20 protein-coding genes and 1 riboswitch are annotated in these 17,951 nt (G+C 47.7%); of the genes, 4 read left to right on the top strand and 16 right to left on the bottom strand.

Annotation, left to right across the window (positions count from 1 at the left end; genetic code table 11):
* Positions 1 to 6 precede the first annotated feature (6 nt).
* Complete coding sequence (locus BLU03_RS09335; RefSeq protein ID WP_008587279.1) at positions 7 to 243, bottom strand: YuzB family protein; 237 nt, start codon at positions 241 to 243, stop codon at positions 7 to 9.
* 1 nt (position 244) lies between these two features.
* Complete coding sequence (locus tag BLU03_RS09330) at positions 245 to 565, bottom strand: YuzD family protein (RefSeq protein ID WP_093107365.1); 321 nt, start codon at positions 563 to 565, stop codon at positions 245 to 247.
* 144 nt (positions 566 to 709) lie between these two features.
* Here BLU03_RS09330 and BLU03_RS09325 point away from each other — a divergent pair, with 144 nt between their 5' ends.
* A complete protein-coding gene (locus BLU03_RS09325) occupies positions 710 to 949 on the top strand; it encodes a NifU family protein (protein ID WP_040608998.1) in 240 nt (79 codons plus the stop codon).
* Positions 950 to 998: 49 nt separating this feature from the next.
* On the opposite strand, the gene BLU03_RS09320 is transcribed toward BLU03_RS09325, so the two are convergent.
* Positions 999 to 1,958, bottom strand: a complete 960-nt coding sequence (locus tag BLU03_RS09320; protein ID WP_093107363.1) for a 2-hydroxyacid dehydrogenase — start codon at positions 1,956 to 1,958, stop codon at positions 999 to 1,001.
* Positions 1,959 to 2,083: 125 nt separating this feature from the next.
* Here BLU03_RS09320 and BLU03_RS09315 point away from each other — a divergent pair, with 125 nt between their 5' ends.
* Positions 2,084 to 2,584 (top strand): phosphatidylglycerophosphatase A family protein, encoded by a 501-nt coding sequence (locus BLU03_RS09315; RefSeq protein WP_008587271.1) that lies wholly within the window; start codon positions 2,084 to 2,086, stop codon positions 2,582 to 2,584.
* 6 nt (positions 2,585 to 2,590) lie between these two features.
* On the opposite strand, the gene BLU03_RS09310 is transcribed toward BLU03_RS09315, so the two are convergent.
* The 9 genes from BLU03_RS09310 to BLU03_RS09270 form a co-directional block, all read right to left on the bottom strand.
* Positions 2,591 to 3,358 carry a TIGR01457 family HAD-type hydrolase gene (locus BLU03_RS09310; protein WP_093107361.1) on the bottom strand — a complete coding sequence of 256 codons (768 nt, stop codon included), beginning with the start codon at positions 3,356 to 3,358 and terminating at the stop codon, positions 2,591 to 2,593.
* Between the two features lie 5 nt (positions 3,359 to 3,363).
* A complete protein-coding gene (locus BLU03_RS09305) occupies positions 3,364 to 3,801 on the bottom strand; it encodes a DUF86 domain-containing protein (protein ID WP_008587265.1) in 438 nt (145 codons plus the stop codon).
* 67 nt (positions 3,802 to 3,868) lie between these two features.
* Positions 3,869 to 4,144, bottom strand: a complete 276-nt coding sequence (locus BLU03_RS09300) for a YutD family protein (RefSeq protein WP_008587262.1) — start codon at positions 4,142 to 4,144, stop codon at positions 3,869 to 3,871.
* Between the two features lie 126 nt (positions 4,145 to 4,270).
* On the bottom strand, positions 4,271 to 4,366 hold the full coding sequence (locus BLU03_RS09295; protein ID WP_008587259.1) for a methionine/alanine import family NSS transporter small subunit: 96 nt from the start codon (positions 4,364 to 4,366) through the stop codon (positions 4,271 to 4,273).
* 5 nt (positions 4,367 to 4,371) lie between these two features.
* On the bottom strand, positions 4,372 to 5,898 hold the full coding sequence (locus BLU03_RS09290) for a sodium-dependent transporter (protein WP_076570980.1): 1,527 nt from the start codon (positions 5,896 to 5,898) through the stop codon (positions 4,372 to 4,374).
* Between the two features lie 181 nt (positions 5,899 to 6,079).
* On the bottom strand, positions 6,080 to 7,624 hold the full coding sequence (locus BLU03_RS09285; RefSeq protein WP_093107359.1) for a Na+/H+ antiporter NhaC family protein: 1,545 nt from the start codon (positions 7,622 to 7,624) through the stop codon (positions 6,080 to 6,082).
* A 134-nt stretch (positions 7,625 to 7,758) separates the two neighbouring features.
* Positions 7,759 to 7,935, bottom strand: a riboswitch (Lysine riboswitch).
* A gap of 158 nt (positions 7,936 to 8,093) precedes the next feature.
* Positions 8,094 to 9,497, bottom strand: coding sequence for a bifunctional metallophosphatase/5'-nucleotidase (locus tag BLU03_RS09280; RefSeq protein ID WP_093107357.1), 1,404 nt, complete (start codon positions 9,495 to 9,497; stop codon positions 8,094 to 8,096).
* Positions 9,498 to 9,512: 15 nt separating this feature from the next.
* Positions 9,513 to 10,328, bottom strand: a complete 816-nt coding sequence (locus tag BLU03_RS09275) for a sulfite exporter TauE/SafE family protein (protein WP_008587249.1) — start codon at positions 10,326 to 10,328, stop codon at positions 9,513 to 9,515.
* 166 nt (positions 10,329 to 10,494) lie between these two features.
* The gene (locus BLU03_RS09270; RefSeq protein WP_093107355.1) at positions 10,495 to 12,135 is read right to left on the bottom strand and encodes a DUF2207 domain-containing protein; all 1,641 of its coding nucleotides are present in this window, start codon (positions 12,133 to 12,135) and stop codon (positions 10,495 to 10,497) included.
* A 242-nt stretch (positions 12,136 to 12,377) separates the two neighbouring features.
* Here BLU03_RS09270 and BLU03_RS09265 point away from each other — a divergent pair, with 242 nt between their 5' ends.
* Positions 12,378 to 13,568: a S8 family peptidase gene (locus tag BLU03_RS09265; RefSeq protein WP_093107353.1), complete on the top strand. Its 1,191-nt coding sequence runs from the start codon at positions 12,378 to 12,380 to the stop codon at positions 13,566 to 13,568.
* Positions 13,569 to 13,629: 61 nt separating this feature from the next.
* Here the strand turns inward: BLU03_RS09265 and BLU03_RS13825 are convergent, their stop codons facing one another.
* From BLU03_RS13825 to BLU03_RS09250, 4 genes are all read right to left on the bottom strand, one after another.
* On the bottom strand, positions 13,630 to 13,758 hold the full coding sequence (locus BLU03_RS13825; RefSeq protein ID WP_281241180.1) for a hypothetical protein: 129 nt from the start codon (positions 13,756 to 13,758) through the stop codon (positions 13,630 to 13,632).
* Positions 13,755 to 15,041: a helix-turn-helix domain-containing protein gene (locus BLU03_RS09260; protein ID WP_176765455.1), complete on the bottom strand. Its 1,287-nt coding sequence runs from the start codon at positions 15,039 to 15,041 to the stop codon at positions 13,755 to 13,757. Before BLU03_RS09260 ends, BLU03_RS13825 begins: the two co-directional genes overlap by 4 nt.
* Positions 15,042 to 15,138: 97 nt before the next feature.
* Positions 15,139 to 16,155 carry an ABC transporter permease subunit gene (locus tag BLU03_RS09255; protein ID WP_093107349.1) on the bottom strand — a complete coding sequence of 339 codons (1,017 nt, stop codon included), beginning with the start codon at positions 16,153 to 16,155 and terminating at the stop codon, positions 15,139 to 15,141.
* Complete coding sequence (locus tag BLU03_RS09250) at positions 16,152 to 17,024, bottom strand: ABC transporter permease subunit (protein WP_176765454.1); 873 nt, start codon at positions 17,022 to 17,024, stop codon at positions 16,152 to 16,154. Before BLU03_RS09250 ends, BLU03_RS09255 begins: the two co-directional genes overlap by 4 nt.
* Before the next feature lie 188 nt (positions 17,025 to 17,212).
* Between BLU03_RS09250 and BLU03_RS09245 the strand changes: the two genes are divergently transcribed.
* On the top strand, positions 17,213 to 17,947 hold the full coding sequence (locus BLU03_RS09245; RefSeq protein WP_093107345.1) for a MerR family transcriptional regulator: 735 nt from the start codon (positions 17,213 to 17,215) through the stop codon (positions 17,945 to 17,947).
* Positions 17,948 to 17,951: the final 4 nt, after the last annotated feature.

Here is a 17,951-nt window from a genome sequence, read left to right as displayed (position 1 = left end):
ATCCATTCATATCAGCTCTTCTTCCTCAAGGTATTCATAAATCTTCTCAAGCAGTTCATCCGGGGAATTCGCAAATATCCGCTGTCCTTCGACGAGAGCGTAATTTTTGATGGCACACATCCCGCAGTGATTCAGACAGCCCCATTCCTGAACATCCAGATCCGGGTCCTTCTCCAGCTTCTCTTTCACTTCCTGGGAACCGTCGGCGAGGTTCGTTACACAAAATTCTATAAGAGGATTCAATTTATCCCTCCTGTGCCGAAAGACCGTGCTTTTCCAGATGCTGATAGACGGATTTGAGACGCGGGTCTCCTTCTCCGGCTATTTCTCCTTCGACCAGCACCAGTGGATAAAAAAGCTCGTCTTCCATAATCTTTTCGATGTACTCATCTTCTTCTGCAGTAAATATATCAATGTATTGGTAAGTGATTTCTTCATTTCCATACTTGCGACCGATGGCTGCCTGGAGCCACTCATATGTCTCTTTCGACCCCGGCGCATTCACGCAGCTCGCACAGCGCTGATCCGCCCCGTACACAGTGATAGTTACATTCTCCTTATTCACCGGCCTCTCCTCCTTATCGGTTACTTTCATTTTACAAAACTATTGAGAAAAGATAAAATGATAATAGTTCTCATCTTCCAAAGCTATGGATGCTACATTTGTGATATAGTATAGATAACATCATCACGAAAGGGGAAAGTTGATATGCAACAACAAGTGGATATGAACGAACAAGTCCAGGAAGTCCTGAATAAACTGCGCCCATTTCTGTTACGTGACGGAGGGGACGTGGAACTTGTAGACGTAGAAGACGGCATCGTCCGCCTGCGCCTTATGGGAGCGTGCGGTAACTGCCCAAGTTCAACGATTACATTGAAAGCCGGAATCGAACGGGCTCTCAGCCAGGAAGTTCCGGGCATCTACGAAGTAGAGCAGGTATTCTGATTATACATTACGTAAAAAGAGAAGGGGCTCCCCTTCTCTTTTTTTATGTTCACGTGACCGGGGTGAGAGGACTCTCCCCCGCAGTGACACGCGTGACGTTGTCGAGACAGAGCTGCATCATGCGATACCTCGTCTCTGTTGTTGACGAACCGATGTGAGGGGTGGCCGTCACGTTTTTCAACCCGAGAAGCGGGTGATTCGCAGAAATCGGCTCCTCTTCGAACACATCAAGGCCGCATCCCCTGATTTCCCCGTTCTCAAGAGCGTGCTGCAGAGCTTTTTCATCCACCGTTTTCCCGCGGGAGGTATTGATGAAATAAGCGGTGTCTTTCATGGTACGGAACGCTTCATCATTGAACATATGATGGGTTTCCTCCGTGTACGGAGTCATACAGACGACGTAGTCGGACGTTTGAAGCAGTTCATCGAGAGAAACGTACCGGGCCCCTGTCTGCTCTTCCGCCTCGGGCTTACGGGAACGGTTGTGATAGAGTACGTCCATCGAAAAACCTCCGGCTCTTTTAGCCACTGCTTCTCCGATGCGTCCCATTCCGACGATACCGACGGTTTTATGGTGGATATCCGTGCCGGCCAGCTGCAGCGGAGACCATTGTTTCCACCTGTCTTCTTTTATGTAATGCTCGGCTTCGCTGATTCTTCTTGCCGTATTCATCAGAAGAGCAAACGTAAGATCAGCTGTCGTTTCGGTTAAAACATCAGGCGTATTCGTCACGGTCACCCCGTTCTTCCGCGCTGATTCCACATCAATGTTGTCAAAACCGACGGCCAGATTGGCTACGATTTTGGCGGACGTGTTCCGGAAAAAGTCATCATCCAATTTCTCGCTCAGCATCGGAACAAGAGCATCAATGTCTCCTCTTTTCGCTTTCAGCTTCTCCTCCGGGATCGGCTGGTCGATGTCGTACATATCAATGTCGAGTCGGTCACGATAAGGAGCAACGACTTCTTCCGGTAATGGTCTCGTAATCAATACTTTCGGCTTTCGCATGTATAAGTCCCCCATTCTTGGTACAGACACCCGGTCTGTCTCTTTGTTATACTTTATTCACGGGTTTGTTCCTATATAAACCAGGGAAAGAGAAAATTGTACTGAGTCGTTAGGAGGAAGTTATTATGAGTGATAAAATTACCAAACTGGAACAGACGGCACGGGCGTGGCTGAAAGAACGCGGTGTATCAATCGATGACATTGCGGATCTCGTCTATTATCTTCAGGCGAAATATCACGAAGGTCTGACGATGGAAGACTGCCGGGAAAACGTCCAGAAAGTCCTTCATAAAAGAGAAGTACAGAATGCCATTATCACCGGTATTCAAATGGACAAGCTCGCAGAAGAGAATAAGCTCGAAGAACCGCTTCAGAGTACAATCGAAACCGACGAAAGTCTGTACGGCATCGATGAAATCATCGCTTTTTCCATCGTGAACGTCTATGGTTCCATCGGGTTCACCAACTATGGCTACATCGACAAACAGAAACCCGGCATTCTGAAAGAACTGGACGATAAATCGTCCGGCAAATGCCACACTTTCCTCGATGACATCGTAGGGGCTATCGCAGCAGCTGCTTCCAGCAGGCTGGCCCACAGTGCTGCAGGTGATAACGACGAATAAAGGGCCTCAGGAAAACGTCCACTCATCCAGTTTCTTCACTTTATAAGTGGGCTGACTCGCGACCTCGTTCAAGTCTTCGAACGAGGTCGCTCCTGTTTCTACCATCAGTGTGTCCACTCCCGCATGGATGCCGGTTGATATATCCGTTTCATAGTTATCCCCAACAAGCAGCGCCTCTTCTTTACTCACACCGAGCACTTCCAGCGCCTCTTCCACAATCAACGCTTCCGGTTTCCCGACATACACGGGGCTGATTCCGGTAGTGAGAGCAATCGCTTCCGTTATCGCTCCGTTCCCGGGGAGCATTCCCTCTTCTGTCGGAATCGCCCTGTCTTTATTCGTACTTACAAACACCGCTCCGTTCTGGATATTCAGCGCAGCCTTCCTCAATTTATCGTACGACAACTCGCGGTCAATACCGACGACGACCACGTCAGCGTTCTCCTCGGTAAGCGTCGCGCCTCCTGCAAGCAGGGCTGACTCGAGCCCTTCTTCTCCGATCATGAAGACGTCCGGTTCAGGAAACGTGCGCTGTATGTAAGCGGCGGCCGCCATGCTGGACGTGTATACCTGCTCCGGAAGGGCGTGTATCCCCATCCCGTTCAGTTTATCCGCCACCTGCAAAGGCTGTCTCGAGGAGTTGTTGGTAAGGAATACGTAGGGGATGCCCTGTTTTCGGCACTCTTCGACGAAAAAGGGCGCTTCCTTTATCGCTTCGTTCCCCCGATACATCGTACCGTCCAGGTCGATCAGCAGTCCTTTGTACTTTTTCATTGCTGTCACTCCTTCGTAAACGCCGAAACACTTCCCAGTTCGGCATTCAAATAGTGACGGATACGCTCCGGAAACTGTCTTAAAGACCCGAGGCATTCGTTCCACTCGCTTAACAGACGTTCATGGGAAACGGTCGTATACTCACGCACGACTGCCTTTCTCATATCGATGATCCTCTTGTACTGATTCTCCTCTTCATAAGGTAGAACTTTTTCGTCCATAAGAATATCGATAATATCATGGTAGCTGCCCGGATCGCGCATGATGAAGCCGTCGATCATTTTATTCCCCACATCAATCATCACTTCCACACTCATGTGGGTAGCTCTTTCCAGAGCGAGCCGTTCGGTAGTGGTCTCCATCCCTGCCTGCTGCAGTTCAGGGATCAGTTCTTCCACGTAGATGAGGAGATTATCAATCTCTTCACGATTCACAAAATACATTCCCGTTCACACCTTTCCCGGTTTTTCATAAGAAATAAGAGGAGCATGTATCCTCCTCCGTTTCTGTTTACTTATCAATCCGTTTCAGCACAAAATAGGCACAACCGAAATTACAGTACTCGTACAAATAATCTTCGAGCGTACTTATCTTCGTATCGAACGTCGCTTTCTGGTTCTGATCATCATAGAATCCTTTCAGCCTGAGCTGACCATATCCCCAGTCACCTACGATGAAATCGTATTTCCCGAGTATCTCGCTTGCTCTTTGTTCAATAGACTCTTCTTCCACCGCATTGCGGTGATCCTCTAAAATTTCATATTGTTTACCTAACAATTCCAACATGTTATCACCTCTTACACTGTTGCCAGTATACCATAATTCCACACTCCGAAGAAAAAGGTAACGACCACCTCCCGGGTATTTCCCATATAAAAAAACAGCCTGCACCAAGTGCAGACCGTCTGTAACTTATGAATTTTTGGATTTACGTACAGCGTTCGTGATACTTAGAGCGAGTCCGCCCCAAATGATCGTGATGGTGAGAATAAACATAACGATAGCCATCAGAGTTACCCCTCCTTGTGATTAGGTTTAGTCGGATCTTCGAACGCCGTACCCTGAGGCCATTTCTTCATGGAGAAGGCAATACCGATGAGGATAGCTGCCAGCGCCACTACCCACCCGAAATAGATAAGAAAGTCCGTCGGATAACCGGCATATGGTTCTGCAAGTTCGTTCGTGAAGTTCTGAATCATCTGGAAACCGAGTACAATTGGTGTGAGGACGCCGAGACAGAAGCGCCACCAGCCGGCGAGCATCACGTCGGAACTCGAGTTCGCATGTTCCTGAAGAGCTTTCAGTTCTTTTGCGAACCACGCGACGGCCACTACCTCGACAAGACCCGCGAGAGCGACACCGTAACTGTTGATAAAGTGATCGACGGTATCGAGTATGTTCAGACCGCCTTTCGTTGCGTACAACAGCGAAAGGATAGCTGCAATTCCACCGCCGAAGATAACCGATTTCTGTCGGGAAATATTGAATTTCTCAGACACAGCAGCAACGTAAGTTTCCGAAATAGAAATCAGAGAGGAGAATCCTGCCAGAACGAGAGAGGCGAAGAACAGGACACCGAACAGTCCCGGTATGCCCGGAATCTGACTGATGATTTCAGGGAACACCATGAAAGCAAGTCCTATCCCTCCGACCCCTTTCTCGGCTGCCAGGCCTGCCACAGTCGTGTCGTACTGGAAAGCCATGAATCCGACTGCGGAAAACACCCCGATTCCTGCAAGAATTTCAAAAGATGAGTTCGCAAAACCGGTAATGAATGCGTTGTTCGTAATATCGGACTTTCTCGGCAGATAGGAGGCATACGTTACCATAATTGCAAAAGCGATGGATAAACTGAAGAAAATCTGCCCGTAAGCAGCAATCCATACTTCTGCATCCAGTATTCGGCTCCAATCCGGTTCGAAAAAGCTGTTCAGACCGTTCATTGCGCCGGGAAGCGTTACAGCCCGAACGACGATGATAAGAAACAGAACGACGAGAGCCGGGATGAATATCTTGTTGGCGACTTCAATCCCTTTTTTGACTCCCCGAGACAGTGTTCCGAGCACTATAGCCCATACGATAACGAGAGGGATGAGTACTTTAGGTACGAGACCGCCAAGCTGACCGGGGTCTACCAGATTAAGGAAATCTCCCACGAAGAAAGCCGTCGGATCACTCCCCCATGTCAGACCGATCGAATAATAGGCATACATTAATGCCCAGGCTATGATGACTGCATAATACGTCGAAATAACAAACGCGACAAGTACCTGCCACCAGCCGATCCATTCCATCTTTTTGTTGATGGTAGCAAAGGATTTCGGAGCGGATCCTCTGTACCGGTGACCGATAGTGTACTCCATAATCAACAGCGGAATCCCGGCAGTGAGTAGCGCGAATAGATAAGGAACGATGAATGCACCGCCACCACTTTCATAAGCTGTAGCCGGAAAACGCCAGATGTTACCAAGGCCGATAGCCGACCCCATCGCTGCAAGCAGGAACCCTACCCGGGTGCCCCATTGTGAGCGATTTTCCATAGAAAAGACCTCCCTTTAGACTTCACCTGTCCCCCATGGTGAAAATTTAAAAAATTCGGACAAATGAGATTATTCTGTAATCTTGTATAAAGTATAATGGGAAATTTCAACTATGTCAAAAGAAACTTTAGACAATCCAACATAAACAAAAAGACCGACACACGTCGGTCTTTAGGGGCATTCAGCTATTCGTTTCAGGTTTGAACAGGAAACCGGCTGCAACCACTACTAAAAGAGTCGCAAGCAGCGGTACCAGCACACTTCCCAGCAGCGCAAAAAGGAAATATCCCGTCGAAGCGGCGACCGCTGCAATAATAGCGTAAGGAAGCTGGGTCAGCACGTGATCGATGTGATGGGATCCGGCTCCCGTTGAAGAAAGAATCGTCGTATCAGAAATCGGGGAACAGTGATCCCCGAACACGGAACCTGCCAAAACAGCGGACAGTGCCGGTACGATGAAGGACGGATCCGTAACTGCAGCGATTTCCCCTGCAATCGGAAGCATAATCCCGAATGTACCCCAGGACGTCCCAGTTGCGAGAGCCATAAACCCTGCCGTAAAGAAAATAAGCAGGGGAAGATAGGCGACATTCAGGTTCGATGCCTGCACGAGCCCGGCAAGATACTCACCCGTACTGAGCTGATCGATCACTGAGCCGATCATCCATGCCAGTACAAGAATATAGATGGCCGGAAGCATCGCTTTGATTCCTTCCAGGAGCACTTTCCGGAGTGGAGACTTGCCGGAAGGGAGACCGGTGTACATCAGAATCGCTACGACAGCCGCTGTCAGTCCTCCGTAAAACAGGGAGAAATTGACGTTCGTGTTGGCGAACGTACTCAAAATATCCGCAGAGCCTTCACTGGCCCGGACGCCGGTGAATATCATGAGACCTACTGTCATCACAACGAGGACGGCAATCGGCACGAGCAGGTGTCTGATGTGTCCATTATCATGAGGATGGAACTCTTCATTAAGATCCCCGGGTATATCCGTATGCTTCGGATCGGTCAATTCCCCCGTCTCCTCCGCTCTTCGTTCGTGCTTTTTCATGGAACCGAGGTCCAGCTTCAGCATTATAGTGAGGAAGACGAGAAGCAGCGCGGCAAAAACGTAGAAGTTATAAGGAATCATCTGGATGAATGCTTCGAACGCCCCTATATCCGTTATTTCATTCGCAGCGAGAATCGTACCGATTGTACCGATGATATAGGCGCCCCAGCTCGATATAGGAGAAATCACCGTCACCGGAGCCGAAGTGGAATCGATATAATAAGCGAGTTTGGCTCTCGACACTTTCTGTCTGTCGGTAACCGGCCGGGCTACCTGACCGACGGCAAGAGCGTTAAAGTAATCATCAATGAAAATGATGATACCGAGCACTGCCGGCACTAAAGAAGCACTCCGCTTCGTCTTCACGCGGGAAATCGCCCACTTCCCGAACGCCCTGCTTCCGCCGGAGGCAGTCATGAACGCGGTCATGACGCCGAGCAGCAGCAGAAAAGAGAGCAGGTACAGGTTCCCGATATTCAGTGCCCCGTCCGTATAGAAAATCGTATAGAATTCCTGCCACAGAAGACTGAGAGCCCCTGTTACGTCGAACCCGGTAAGCATAAACGCTCCGATGAGAATTCCGAGACCGAGAGACAGCAGAACCTGCCGGGTCGCTATGACCAGAATAAGCATAAGAACGGCCGGTATAAGAGAATAGATTGTTCCTTCCATAAAGTCGTACCTCCAAAATTTTTTTGGCATGGATCGACTACATGAACATAGGAGTAATCGAAGTTTTTTTGCATATAAAAAAACAATGACAGAAAATAATCCATCATTGCTTCAGCAATATGATTATCCTCCATGCGATCAGTAGCGCACCATGCATGTAACATGCATGACAGTACATCTTTTATTCAAACATGTACCAGCATGGAAGGTATGACGATCCATCCATACTTCGGCAGGGCATCCTTTCCCAGGGGCTCTTCGCTGTCACGCTCGTTCCCGATACTGATATGTCCTGCACCTCTACCTCATCGTGGCGATAAGGTCACGCGTATTCAATTCGGATTAAATTCTATCAGCTTCCCTTCCCTATTGCAAGGGGACTTAAGCTTCAAAAAAAGAATTGCCGTCTCCAGCAATTCTTTTAAACCGGCTTATTACTAAAAAATGGACGACGACGCCCTCGATACCGTTACCGGGAAGAATACTCTCCGGACTGCACAACTTCAAGCAGCAGATCGCGGAGCATTTCCGGCAGGTAATACGTTTTCGTCGCACTGTGACTGATTTCCGGGAAAAACTTCCCGAAACTGAACGTATCCGCTGTAGCCAAGCTGTACCAGCGGTCCCGTTCGATCGGCTGACCGTCGAACCATACTTTACGCACGTGTTCTCCTCCGCCCGGGGAAGTGGCCGTTTCGATTTCAATACCTTCAAAAATCATTTTACCGATCACTTCTCCGCGGAACCCGAGCCCTTTCAGCGGAAATTCCGTCACCTGTTTCGTGTAGGCGGAGCGGACGACTTCGACGATCTCCTTCCCGCTCAAATGGACCTTGCATGGGTTCATCGGGTGGGGACAGATCCGGTGCAGATCCGCGTACGTCACGGCTCCCTCATCCAGTCCTTCAAGAATGACACCGGCATTCAGCATAGCTATATCTGCCTCTGTCCAGCTGCGCAGTTCCTTCGTCAGTTCTCTCATCAGCGGTGTCTCATGGAACCAGTCCGCTGTCAGAGGAGTTTTCAGTTCCGCCACGGTCGAATAAAGACGCCGGTGCGCTTTTTCTTTTAAATTCTCGAGCCTTTCTCTCACTTCCGCACTTTCTTCAAGCGTATCGGATGCGACCGTGTACGCTTCCTTATTCACCAGTTTCTGCTTCGAATGATCCCAGTCTATAAAAATTTCACCGAGATGTGTCCCGTGCTTCCCAGCAGCCGTAAGCAGGACGCCATTGTGCTTCTCCCCTTCCGGAAGAAGGTGATGAGTATGACCTCCGATGATTACGTCAAGTCCGGGATAATCGGCAGCCATCTGCCGGTCCGTGTGGTAACCGAGGTGGGAAAGAAGAATGACGATATCACTCTGTTCCTTCACTTCCTCCATATACCTGTCCATCATTCTCTCCGGTGCCTCCACTTTCCACCCGAGCAGCTGATAGAATACACGGAAAGGAGCAGTGAGCCCGATGATGCCGAGTTTCACACCGCTCGCAGTCTCCCTGATGACGTAAGGCTTCAGCCAGTCCGGGTCTTCTTTTGACATAGGGAAAGCATTCGCACAGGCTACCGGAAAGTCCGCTTCGTCGTACAGATGGTAAAGTTCCTGTTCCGCAAGGGTGATGCCTTCGTTGTTGCCGAAGTTCACTACATCATATTCGCTTGCATTCAGTAATTCCACGTTCCCTTTGCCTTTCAGTCCTTCTGCCACGGGGTGGAAGCGGTCTACGTGGTCCCCGTTGTCGAATACAAAAGAAGCTTCTTCTCTGTTTCTATGCTCCCGCCGTTTCTCTTCGATATAACCGGCGAGTTTCGGCCATTTTTCGAAATAACTGTGCAGATCGCTCGTATAGTAAATAAATATTTTCTCTATCATAATCTCTTCTCCTTATCATAATCCCTGAGAAATCAGACGGATACCTACGACAATCAGAAGAATGCGCAGCACCCATTCTATACTTTTCGCATTCATTTTACGATTCACGTACGCCCCGACCGTGCCGCCGAGATACGCTCCCGGAATAAAGAACAGCGTCCGATACCAGTCCACGTGACCGAGACCGATATGCGTCACGGAACTCGGGATTACGGCAAAAAATATCATGAACATCGAGGTGGCTGTGGCAATATGCGGAGGCAGCTGGAACAGCAGAATCATCGCCGGCACCATGAGCGACCCGCCTCCGATACCGAGCAGTCCGGATAACGTCCCGACCACGAAAGCGAGGACAAGACCGAGAGTAATCGGAACCGTATAGTGATACTCCTCCCCGGCTACAGTCCGGACTCCTTTCATCCCCTTCTTGAAGAGAGGCGTGGAGCCCTGGCGCCTCGGCAGGAAGAAAAGAAGGGATACGAAAATCATAACTCCTCCAAAAATGAGGGAAAATACATCCGCATTGAGAAAACCGTTAATGTACGCCCCGAATATGCCGCCCGGGATACTTCCGATAAGAAACAGAGCCCCTAGTTTAAAATCGACCCTCTTATGCCGAATATAGGAAAGGGCTGAAGACATCCCGGTGAAAATCATGACAATGAGAGATATCGCCACAATCTTTTGAGGAGTAACCCACGAAAAAGCTTCGAAGAAATCGGACAGGAACAGCAGGGACGGTATTAGAATCACTCCGCCGCCAAGACCGGCTATACTTCCGATGAAAGCGGTAAGGAACCCGATAATCAATGAAATAATCACAAAAATCATAAATATGTACCCTCTTTATCTTTTATATTCAACTATACCCTTATTAGAACGATGATAACACAGGTTTTCAGTGAATGGAAAAAAGCACGGGCCCCTGAAGAGGCTCGTGCTTAAATTGAAAATTTAACGGTTTATAAGTGTACGTGTTGAGAATCGAATCGGCGTATCAGAAAGCACCTGAACCACCGCCACCCCCGCCTACTCCGGCACGACCACCGGTTCCGGCGCCTGTAGTCGCAGCCGAAACGGAGGCAGTCTGATCGGCCTGTCGGAAACTCTGATCAAGCGTACCTGCAAGTATCATAAACATGGCGAGGTCGTTCGCAGTTACGGCACTGGCGGGCAGATCGATGTCCGATTTTCTTTTTCCCGCGCCCACCTGATACAGATAGGCGGATATCTGATCTTTTTCTTCCCACTGCTTCCATTCTTCCCCTGTTTTAAGCGGTTCGAGCTCCTGTTTGAGCCGCTGCCCTTCAAACGTAAGGGGACGATAGAGTAAAGAGAAAATGAGAAAGTAAAAGAATAACGCAATCGCGACTGCCATCCAGATGAACACCTCATAGACAGGAAACAGAATCGTAAAAGGCAGTATGGCCAGCCCCGCCACTCCGGCCGTCCAGCGGGCTTTCGTATTATCCTCATACAGATCGTACTGCTTCACTTCCTGTTTCACTGCTTCGCTCCACAGACGGAAGTTCTCCTGATAGGATTCAATGTGGTCCTCATCCTCCAGATATTCTTCCAGGTCTTCCACCTTGAACGTCCCATCCTCTCCCACTTCATCGAACAGCCAGTTCATCAGAAGCATCTCATGGGGGTAATCGGTTTCCCGGTTCACTGCCCGGAATTCCTCCTCCGGCCCTTCCTCGACGTTTCCTTTTCTCACAAGCTCAAGCAGGGCAGGGGTCATCATAGGAATCGTCACCTGTCCATAGTTGCTGAACATAAGCATAGCGGGCAGGCTCATTGAAGTCTCCGGAAATTTGCCGGTGCCGCTTCTCTTACGTTCCGCTTCCCGCAGCGTTTCTTTCCTTCTCCGGAAACCGGTGAGGAACAGAACGAATGCCAGAAGGAAAAAAGCTCCGGTTATATAAGGACCGAGCCCGCTCCACAATTCGTAACGTTCCTGCCGGGCGATCATCTTCTCATTCAATTCCGCTTCCTCATCAAGGATTTCCGCCAGCATGGCTTCATCACTGGTCAGCTCCGCCTGCGGAAAAAGGGTGGCGTCATAAGCGACGCGTATGTCTCCGTTCTTCCCCTCCGGCACCTTCCCCATATCGAAAACCACTGTGCCGTCGGAACCGCTGTCCGCGGTATGATAAGCGGCATCATAACCATAAGCCGCTTTTGCTTCGGAAGGCTCCGGTGGTACAACCGTAATCGTCATGTTTTCATAATCCGATTCGTTACTACCGTCGAAAAACGGCCAGTAGAACTGGGCAACATCCGAATACACGTCCACCCCGCCCTCGATAACGTAAGTAAGGCGGACCGATACCGTTTCATCTTCACCGGAACGATGAACTTTATACAATTCATCTTCCTGTTCCACTTTGAGTTCTTTCCCCTGTTCAAAAGCCTTCACATCTTCGATCACTGCATTATCTTTAGCTATGAGCGTTCTCGAAATACCATTGAACTCTCCTTCGAATTGATACGTGTGCCGCTCTTCGACGTGAACCGTTCCGTCTTCTTGCAGCTCTGCCGTGATAGCAGTTTTTTCAATGTCATATTCCACCGCGAATGCATGCAGAGGAAAAGCAAGCATAAATAAGCTCAGCATGAGTATGATTTTTTTCATAGTTTCCCCTCGCTCTCTTCTAGTTTTACGGTTAAGGAAAGCTCAAGGTTTCATTAACGTGAAAAAGGAAAACTTTCTCGGGAATAGTCGAATTTTCGTCATTTCATTGGTTGGGAAAATTACTCTTATAGAAGTCTGTGAGCGCTCTTTATTCCTCTTTGTTTCCCAACCCCTGATTTGCAGGTATACAGGGAATTTTTAAGAATACTTACAGTATATCTTTAAAAAGGAGGAATAGTTTCATGAAATTAAGAAAACTCGCCACTTTGTCCCTTGCAGCCACGTTAGCGGTAGTACCCTTGTCAGGTCAGGCCTTTGCTTCTGTGCAAAGCGATGACACGAACAAAGTCGAAATCCAGAAAGACAAAGGGAAACCAGAAAAAGGTGAAATCGTCGTAACGCTGAAGCCTGGAAAGTCTTTATCTGAAAAGGCGATGAACAACATGGGCGCAAAAACAGTTGATGATCACAGTGGTGTCGTCGACTCGAAACTGAAAGTGCTGGAGGTCGGAAATGTCGATGCTGTACTTAAAGCACTGAGTCATAACCCGAATGTCGAGTTCGCCGAGCCGAACTATACGTTAGAGGCTACAGCTGCACCGAGCGACCCACTTTACAGTTATCAGTACGGGCCTGAAAATACGAACACTCCTGAAGCCTGGAACACAACCTCGGGATCTGCCTCTCAGGAAATCGCCGTCATCGATACAGGAGTCGATTATACACACCCGGACCTGGACGATAAAACGATTCGCGGGTACGACTTCGTCCAAAACGACCATGACCCTGATGACCAAAACGGTCACGGTACGCACGTAGCAGGTACAGCAGCTGCGGAGACGAATAATGGTACAGGTGTAGCAGGAATGGCACCCGACACTAACATTCTGGCGGTAAGAGCACTGGATGCTAATGGCAGCGGATCTTTGAATGACATCGCTGATGCGATCCGTTACTCTGCAGATGCAGGAGCGGAAGTCATTAACCTGTCGCTCGGTTGTGACTGCAGTACGAAAACCCTCAAAGACGCAGTGGATTATGCTTGGAACAAAGGCGCGGTAGTTGTCGCAGCAGCCGGTAATGACGGTGTTTCCACAACTTTCGAACCTGCTTCCTACGAAAATGCGCTGGCAGTCGGAGCAGTCGATTCAAATAATAACGTAGCTTCCTTTTCGAACTACGGTGCATGGGTGGATGTAACAGCACCGGGAGTGGATATAGTATCTACAGTTCTCAATGACGGATACAGCAGCTATTCCGGAACGTCCATGGCCTCCCCACACGTAGCAGGACTTGCCGGACTACTGGCGGCCCAGGGCGATTCCAACGCAGAAATCCGGTCGGCGATCGAACAGTCAGCGGACCCTATTAACGGGACCGGCACATATTTTGAGCACGGACTGATAGATTCCCTGGATGCCGTAAACTACTAATAACCAGAACGTAAGAAGCCCCCGGTCGGGTTGTCCCGACCGGGGGCTTCTATCTTTACACTTATACGAGTGTCACATCAGGCTTAGGATGTTTTTCTTCCGCTTTTATTTCCGACTCCGCAGAACCTCCTGCGATTACGGATACCGTCAGTGAAAGACCTACAACTGTTACCAGCAAAAGCTTTTTCATAAAATGATTCCTCCCAGGTTGTGATTATTTTTAATAGTACGAAGGGATACTTCGTAATAGTGGTTCGCTTTTTTATATTTATAAAACTTCTTCAGGTGTTTCCCTAAGATATAAGTGTATTTGATAATGGAGTCCGGATGTTCCTTTTCAATGAAAAAAGGGAGGGCTTCTTCCTCTATAAATGATATCAGGTCCTCCCCCAGGGAAGGCTCAATCAGATTCCTGTAAATATGCAGATGATAGTAATACTCCCATGAATATTTCCCGGAATGTTCATCAAGAATACGCAGTCCTTCATCAATCCACCTCTCAGATTCCCGTATGTATCCGGCATTGTAATTCTCAATGACGATACAGTGAATCGTATTCAGTGTATCATTCGCATTATCGTTCCTTTTCTTCTCATGATCTATGCTGGAGATAAAGTATTCCATCGCTTTCGGATAGTTATTTTGCAGAGAATACAGATACCCCAGATTATGGCTCACAAGACCTTTGATATATAGGTTATTAAGCAGCCGGGCTAACTTATCCGCCAGCAAAAAATGCTCCTCTGCTTTCTCATACTCCTGAATTCTTTCGTGAGATATTCCAAGAAGCACGTGACATTCTGCTGCTCTTTCATAGTGATAGTTGCGATTGTAGTACTTTAAAGCTCTGTTGATATGAAAGATGCAACTCGTCGTTTTTCTTAATCTGCTGTTAACCAGACCGAAAAAATAATGATAATCCGTCAAATCCCACTCTTCCACCAAAAGTGTCGGTAAAGCGGTGGCGGCTTTCTTCATGATCTCCAGGGCTTCCTGGAAGTCATTGATGCTGTAGTGATAAAGAGCCTTGAAACGGTAATAATAAAAAATGTCACGCACATGCAACGTATCTTCATAACCCGCAAGCTCATCAATGGCTTCCTCAGCTTTTCCGGTACTGCCTTCCATCAAATGATACTTTATTCTGAAGGTAGCGAATTTTATGTACAGTTCGATATCTTTTTCGGTAATTACACCGGAAAGCTCTTCATACATAGAAGACGCACGCTCTTTCTCTTTCTCAATCATGACCCGGTACCATTCATCCAGATAATCGGACGTGCTTGAATCAATCTTTTCAGGGGCAGGCATGCCAAGCTTATCAAACAATAACGAAATCACTTCTTTATCAGGGACGTTGTCATTGTTTTCTATCTTAGACAAATAAGAAACCGAAATGATTCCCTCAGCGAGATCCGCCAGAGTCATGCTTTTCCTCTTGCGGAGGAAGCGAAGTTTTGTCCCTATCTCCATTTTCACCATCTCCAATTGGAAGTCACGGAGACTTTACACACATCTTACCTTTATTGAACAATTTTTACAATAGTTGAATAATTCTAAATCCTGCGCTTTACCTCCTTAACGTTTTCCCTGTACCTTTTATCATCGTGAAATCATCCCGGCCGCCAACCGACTGCAGATCACTTTCTTCTTCACTTTTGGAAACCTTCCCGTCTTCTGCTAAAACTTTTCTCAGGGCACGACTCATCCCCGTCAAAGCAAGAACGAACAACACGAGAAAAATCAGCGGGATACCTACCAGCCAGTATACGTTCGTTTGCAGTGTACGAAAATACATACCTACCATGGAAGCCCACTCATAAGTGACGGGTACCGGACGCCCGGCCCCTAATCCGAATTCCACTTTCGTTCCACCGAAAAAGAGTTCAAATACACCGAGGTGGCTTATAACGAGAACAGCCTGGACGTTCTGTCTCATGAACAGCGTAACCAGCCGTTCTTTCAGATGAGGAAGCAGATGAGAACGGAACAGATGAAACGGTCCTGCTCCGAGAGACCTGCTCGTCGTGATGTACTCCTTCTTCAAAATGGCGCTCGTCTCATTCGCTATGTAAATGGCGGCAGGAGGTGTCAATAAAATACCGATAACCAGCACCTCTGTGCCTAACCGGAACCCGAGCGTCGTAGGGAATCCGGACATAGGCTCCAATAATAACGGTCTGAGAAAGTTATAGGCAATGACGGAAGCCGGTATGAAATATAAAGCAGAAAGCGTATTTTCGATGATTTTCGACTTTCCTTTCCGTTTGAACCCAAGAGGGATGCCAATCAGGAAAGCAAGGGCGAAACTGAGAGCTCCTATAGAAAACACGCCCAGAATCGTATACTTGGCTCCTTTAAGAATGTAATAAACGATATGATTGCCATTCATATCCGTACCCAGAATCGAGTGTTCGAAGGGGGCAAAAGGAGGACCGACCATCTCCCCCTGTCCGTTTTCGAGGAAGGGAGTGTGACGCACATATGAATCGAAAAAATTCGCGTGAATCAGGCTGCCTGCCAGCATAACTATTATAAATCCGAATCCCCATAGGAATAACGGCTGTTTGCCCAACCTTTTCATCATAGGGAGACCTCCTGCCTGGTGAAGAAATACAGGGCCAATTCAAAGATTTTCAGAAAAAGATAAACAGGCCCAAAGAATAATAGAGCTGTAACAAAAAACACGGGAGGCTGCGAATAAGTAAGCAGGAAAGACGTCATCCCGAAATTCTCGAAAAGATATTCGACGATGAGCAGGTTGCTGACCATAATACTGATCAGGAACTTCGCCTGGTAAGACAGACGCACCAGCATATTCCTCAAAATATGGGTAAGCAGTATGAATGTTTTCGGTAATCCTTTACTTACAGCCATTTCATAGTATGGCTTTTCTTTCTCTTCCTCCACAAGACTGAGCATCGACTGAAAAAAGTAAATGGTCGGAAGAATCGACAGGATCAGGGCCGGTGCCAGCACGGCTTCTTCTTCTCCTGCACCTGCAATTTTTATGTAAGTAGATCCTGTTTCTACATACAGCCATACGAGAAACATCTGGGAAGCAACAACGAATACGATGTCCGGAATACTTTGCAGGATGGAAGTAAAAGACAAGCACAGCTGATAGAGTCTCTTTGGTGCGCGCCACAAAAGAAGCGTACCGAGGAGAGCCAGGGAGAAAGAAACGACGAGAGCTATTCCCAATACTGTCAAAGAACTCGCAAAAGCCTTGAATATAATCGGAAACAGACTTCTTTCCTCCCCGGACCCGGGGTTGATATAGACCAGCGCCTCCGGGTTCGTCAATTGACCGAGAATCCCGCCGATTTGTTCGAGTCCAGGCCAGACAAACCCCTCCACCGATATGAATAAAGGAGAGATACTTATGAGGAAGACGCCCAGTATTAAAAAGAAAGGTTTCATACATTCATGTAACAAATATGACTTCCACGCCAAAGACCTCACCTGCCCGTCCATTCGTTGAAACTATTCATGCTTTACCGCCTTGTTACCTGAATTACTTATGTATCGATAAAAATTCTAAATTTTGTAACTATTTTAACAGAGATGATTAACTTTTCACAGTTAATTGTTGTTGACCCTACCGCTACGGGATACTTTATAGTTATCAGTGAAAGGAGGGCGTGATGATGAAAGTAAAAGAAATGGCAGAGTTATCGGGTGTCAGCGTTCGCACGTTGCACCACTACAATGACATCGGATTACTGGTCCCAGAGGAGGTTACAGAAGCCGGCTACCGGATATATTCCGATAAAAATCTGGAAGTCCTCCAGCAAATTCTGTTTTTCAAAGAGCTCGGCTTACCATTGGAAAAAATCAAAGAGATTATGCACAATCCATCATTCGATCGGCGGGAAGCATTACTCATGCAACGCGACACGCTTTATAGTAAAAGAGAGCGGCTTGACGAAGTGATCAGAACGATCGAAAAAACAATACAAGAGTTGAAAGGAGAGATACAGATGTCAAACCGGGAAAAATTCACAGGTTTTGACTTTGGTCATAATCCCTACGAGGAAGAAGCGAGAGAAAGATGGGGGGATCAGGTAGTCGATGAATCCGAGGAAAAGGTTAAGAAAATGACCGGGTATGACCAGGAGAAATTCAATGAAATCTTTCGTGAATTGGCCCTTATCCGTGGTGTATCACCTGAATCCGAGATAGCTCAGGAAAAAATCGATATATGGTATCACTATTTAAATGAAGTGGGGAATTACTCTCCGCACGCTTTCGAAGGACTCGGTCATATGTACGTAAATGATGAACGCTTCACTGAAAACATAGACCAGTTCGGAGAGGGTTTGGCTGAATTCATGTATAATGCTATGAGCGTTTATGCAGAAAGGAAGAAGAATTAATACT

The sequence above is a fragment of the Salimicrobium album genome (assembly GCF_900107115.1).
In the GTDB taxonomy this organism is placed as follows: domain Bacteria; phylum Bacillota; class Bacilli; order Bacillales; family Halobacillaceae; genus Salimicrobium; species Salimicrobium album.
Note: the sequence above shows the minus strand (reverse complement) of the source record. Positions and strands in the feature narration are given on the sequence as shown.

Excerpts from the sequence above, each read along its gene's own strand:
- BLU03_RS09325 (WP_040608998.1), top strand. The coding sequence starts at position 710 with ATGCAACAACAAGTGGATATGAACGAACAAGTCCAGGAAGTCCTGAAT.
- BLU03_RS09320 (WP_093107363.1), bottom strand. The coding sequence starts at position 1,958 with ATGCGAAAGCCGAAAGTATTGATTACGAGACCATTACCGGAAGAAGTC.
- BLU03_RS09315 (WP_008587271.1), top strand. The coding sequence starts at position 2,084 with ATGAGTGATAAAATTACCAAACTGGAACAGACGGCACGGGCGTGGCTG.
- BLU03_RS09310 (WP_093107361.1), bottom strand. The coding sequence starts at position 3,358 with ATGAAAAAGTACAAAGGACTGCTGATCGACCTGGACGGTACGATGTAT.
- BLU03_RS09305 (WP_008587265.1), bottom strand. The coding sequence starts at position 3,801 with ATGTATTTTGTGAATCGTGAAGAGATTGATAATCTCCTCATCTACGTG.
- BLU03_RS09300 (WP_008587262.1), bottom strand. The coding sequence starts at position 4,144 with ATGTTGGAATTGTTAGGTAAACAATATGAAATTTTAGAGGATCACCGC.
- BLU03_RS09295 (WP_008587259.1), bottom strand. The coding sequence starts at position 4,366 with ATGGCTATCGTTATGTTTATTCTCACCATCACGATCATTTGGGGCGGA.
- BLU03_RS09290 (WP_076570980.1), bottom strand. The coding sequence starts at position 5,898 with ATGGAAAATCGCTCACAATGGGGCACCCGGGTAGGGTTCCTGCTTGCA.
- BLU03_RS09285 (WP_093107359.1), bottom strand. The coding sequence starts at position 7,624 with ATGGAAGGAACAATCTATTCTCTTATACCGGCCGTTCTTATGCTTATT.
- BLU03_RS09280 (WP_093107357.1), bottom strand. The coding sequence starts at position 9,497 with ATGATAGAGAAAATATTTATTTACTATACGAGCGATCTGCACAGTTAT.
- BLU03_RS09275 (WP_008587249.1), bottom strand. The coding sequence starts at position 10,328 with ATGATTTTTGTGATTATTTCATTGATTATCGGGTTCCTTACCGCTTTC.
- BLU03_RS09270 (WP_093107355.1), bottom strand. The coding sequence starts at position 12,135 with ATGAAAAAAATCATACTCATGCTGAGCTTATTTATGCTTGCTTTTCCT.
- BLU03_RS09265 (WP_093107353.1), top strand. The coding sequence starts at position 12,378 with ATGAAATTAAGAAAACTCGCCACTTTGTCCCTTGCAGCCACGTTAGCG.
- BLU03_RS13825 (WP_281241180.1), bottom strand. The coding sequence starts at position 13,758 with ATGAAAAAGCTTTTGCTGGTAACAGTTGTAGGTCTTTCACTGACGGTA.
- BLU03_RS09260 (WP_176765455.1), bottom strand. The coding sequence starts at position 15,041 with ATGGAGATAGGGACAAAACTTCGCTTCCTCCGCAAGAGGAAAAGCATG.
- BLU03_RS09255 (WP_093107349.1), bottom strand. The coding sequence starts at position 16,155 with ATGATGAAAAGGTTGGGCAAACAGCCGTTATTCCTATGGGGATTCGGA.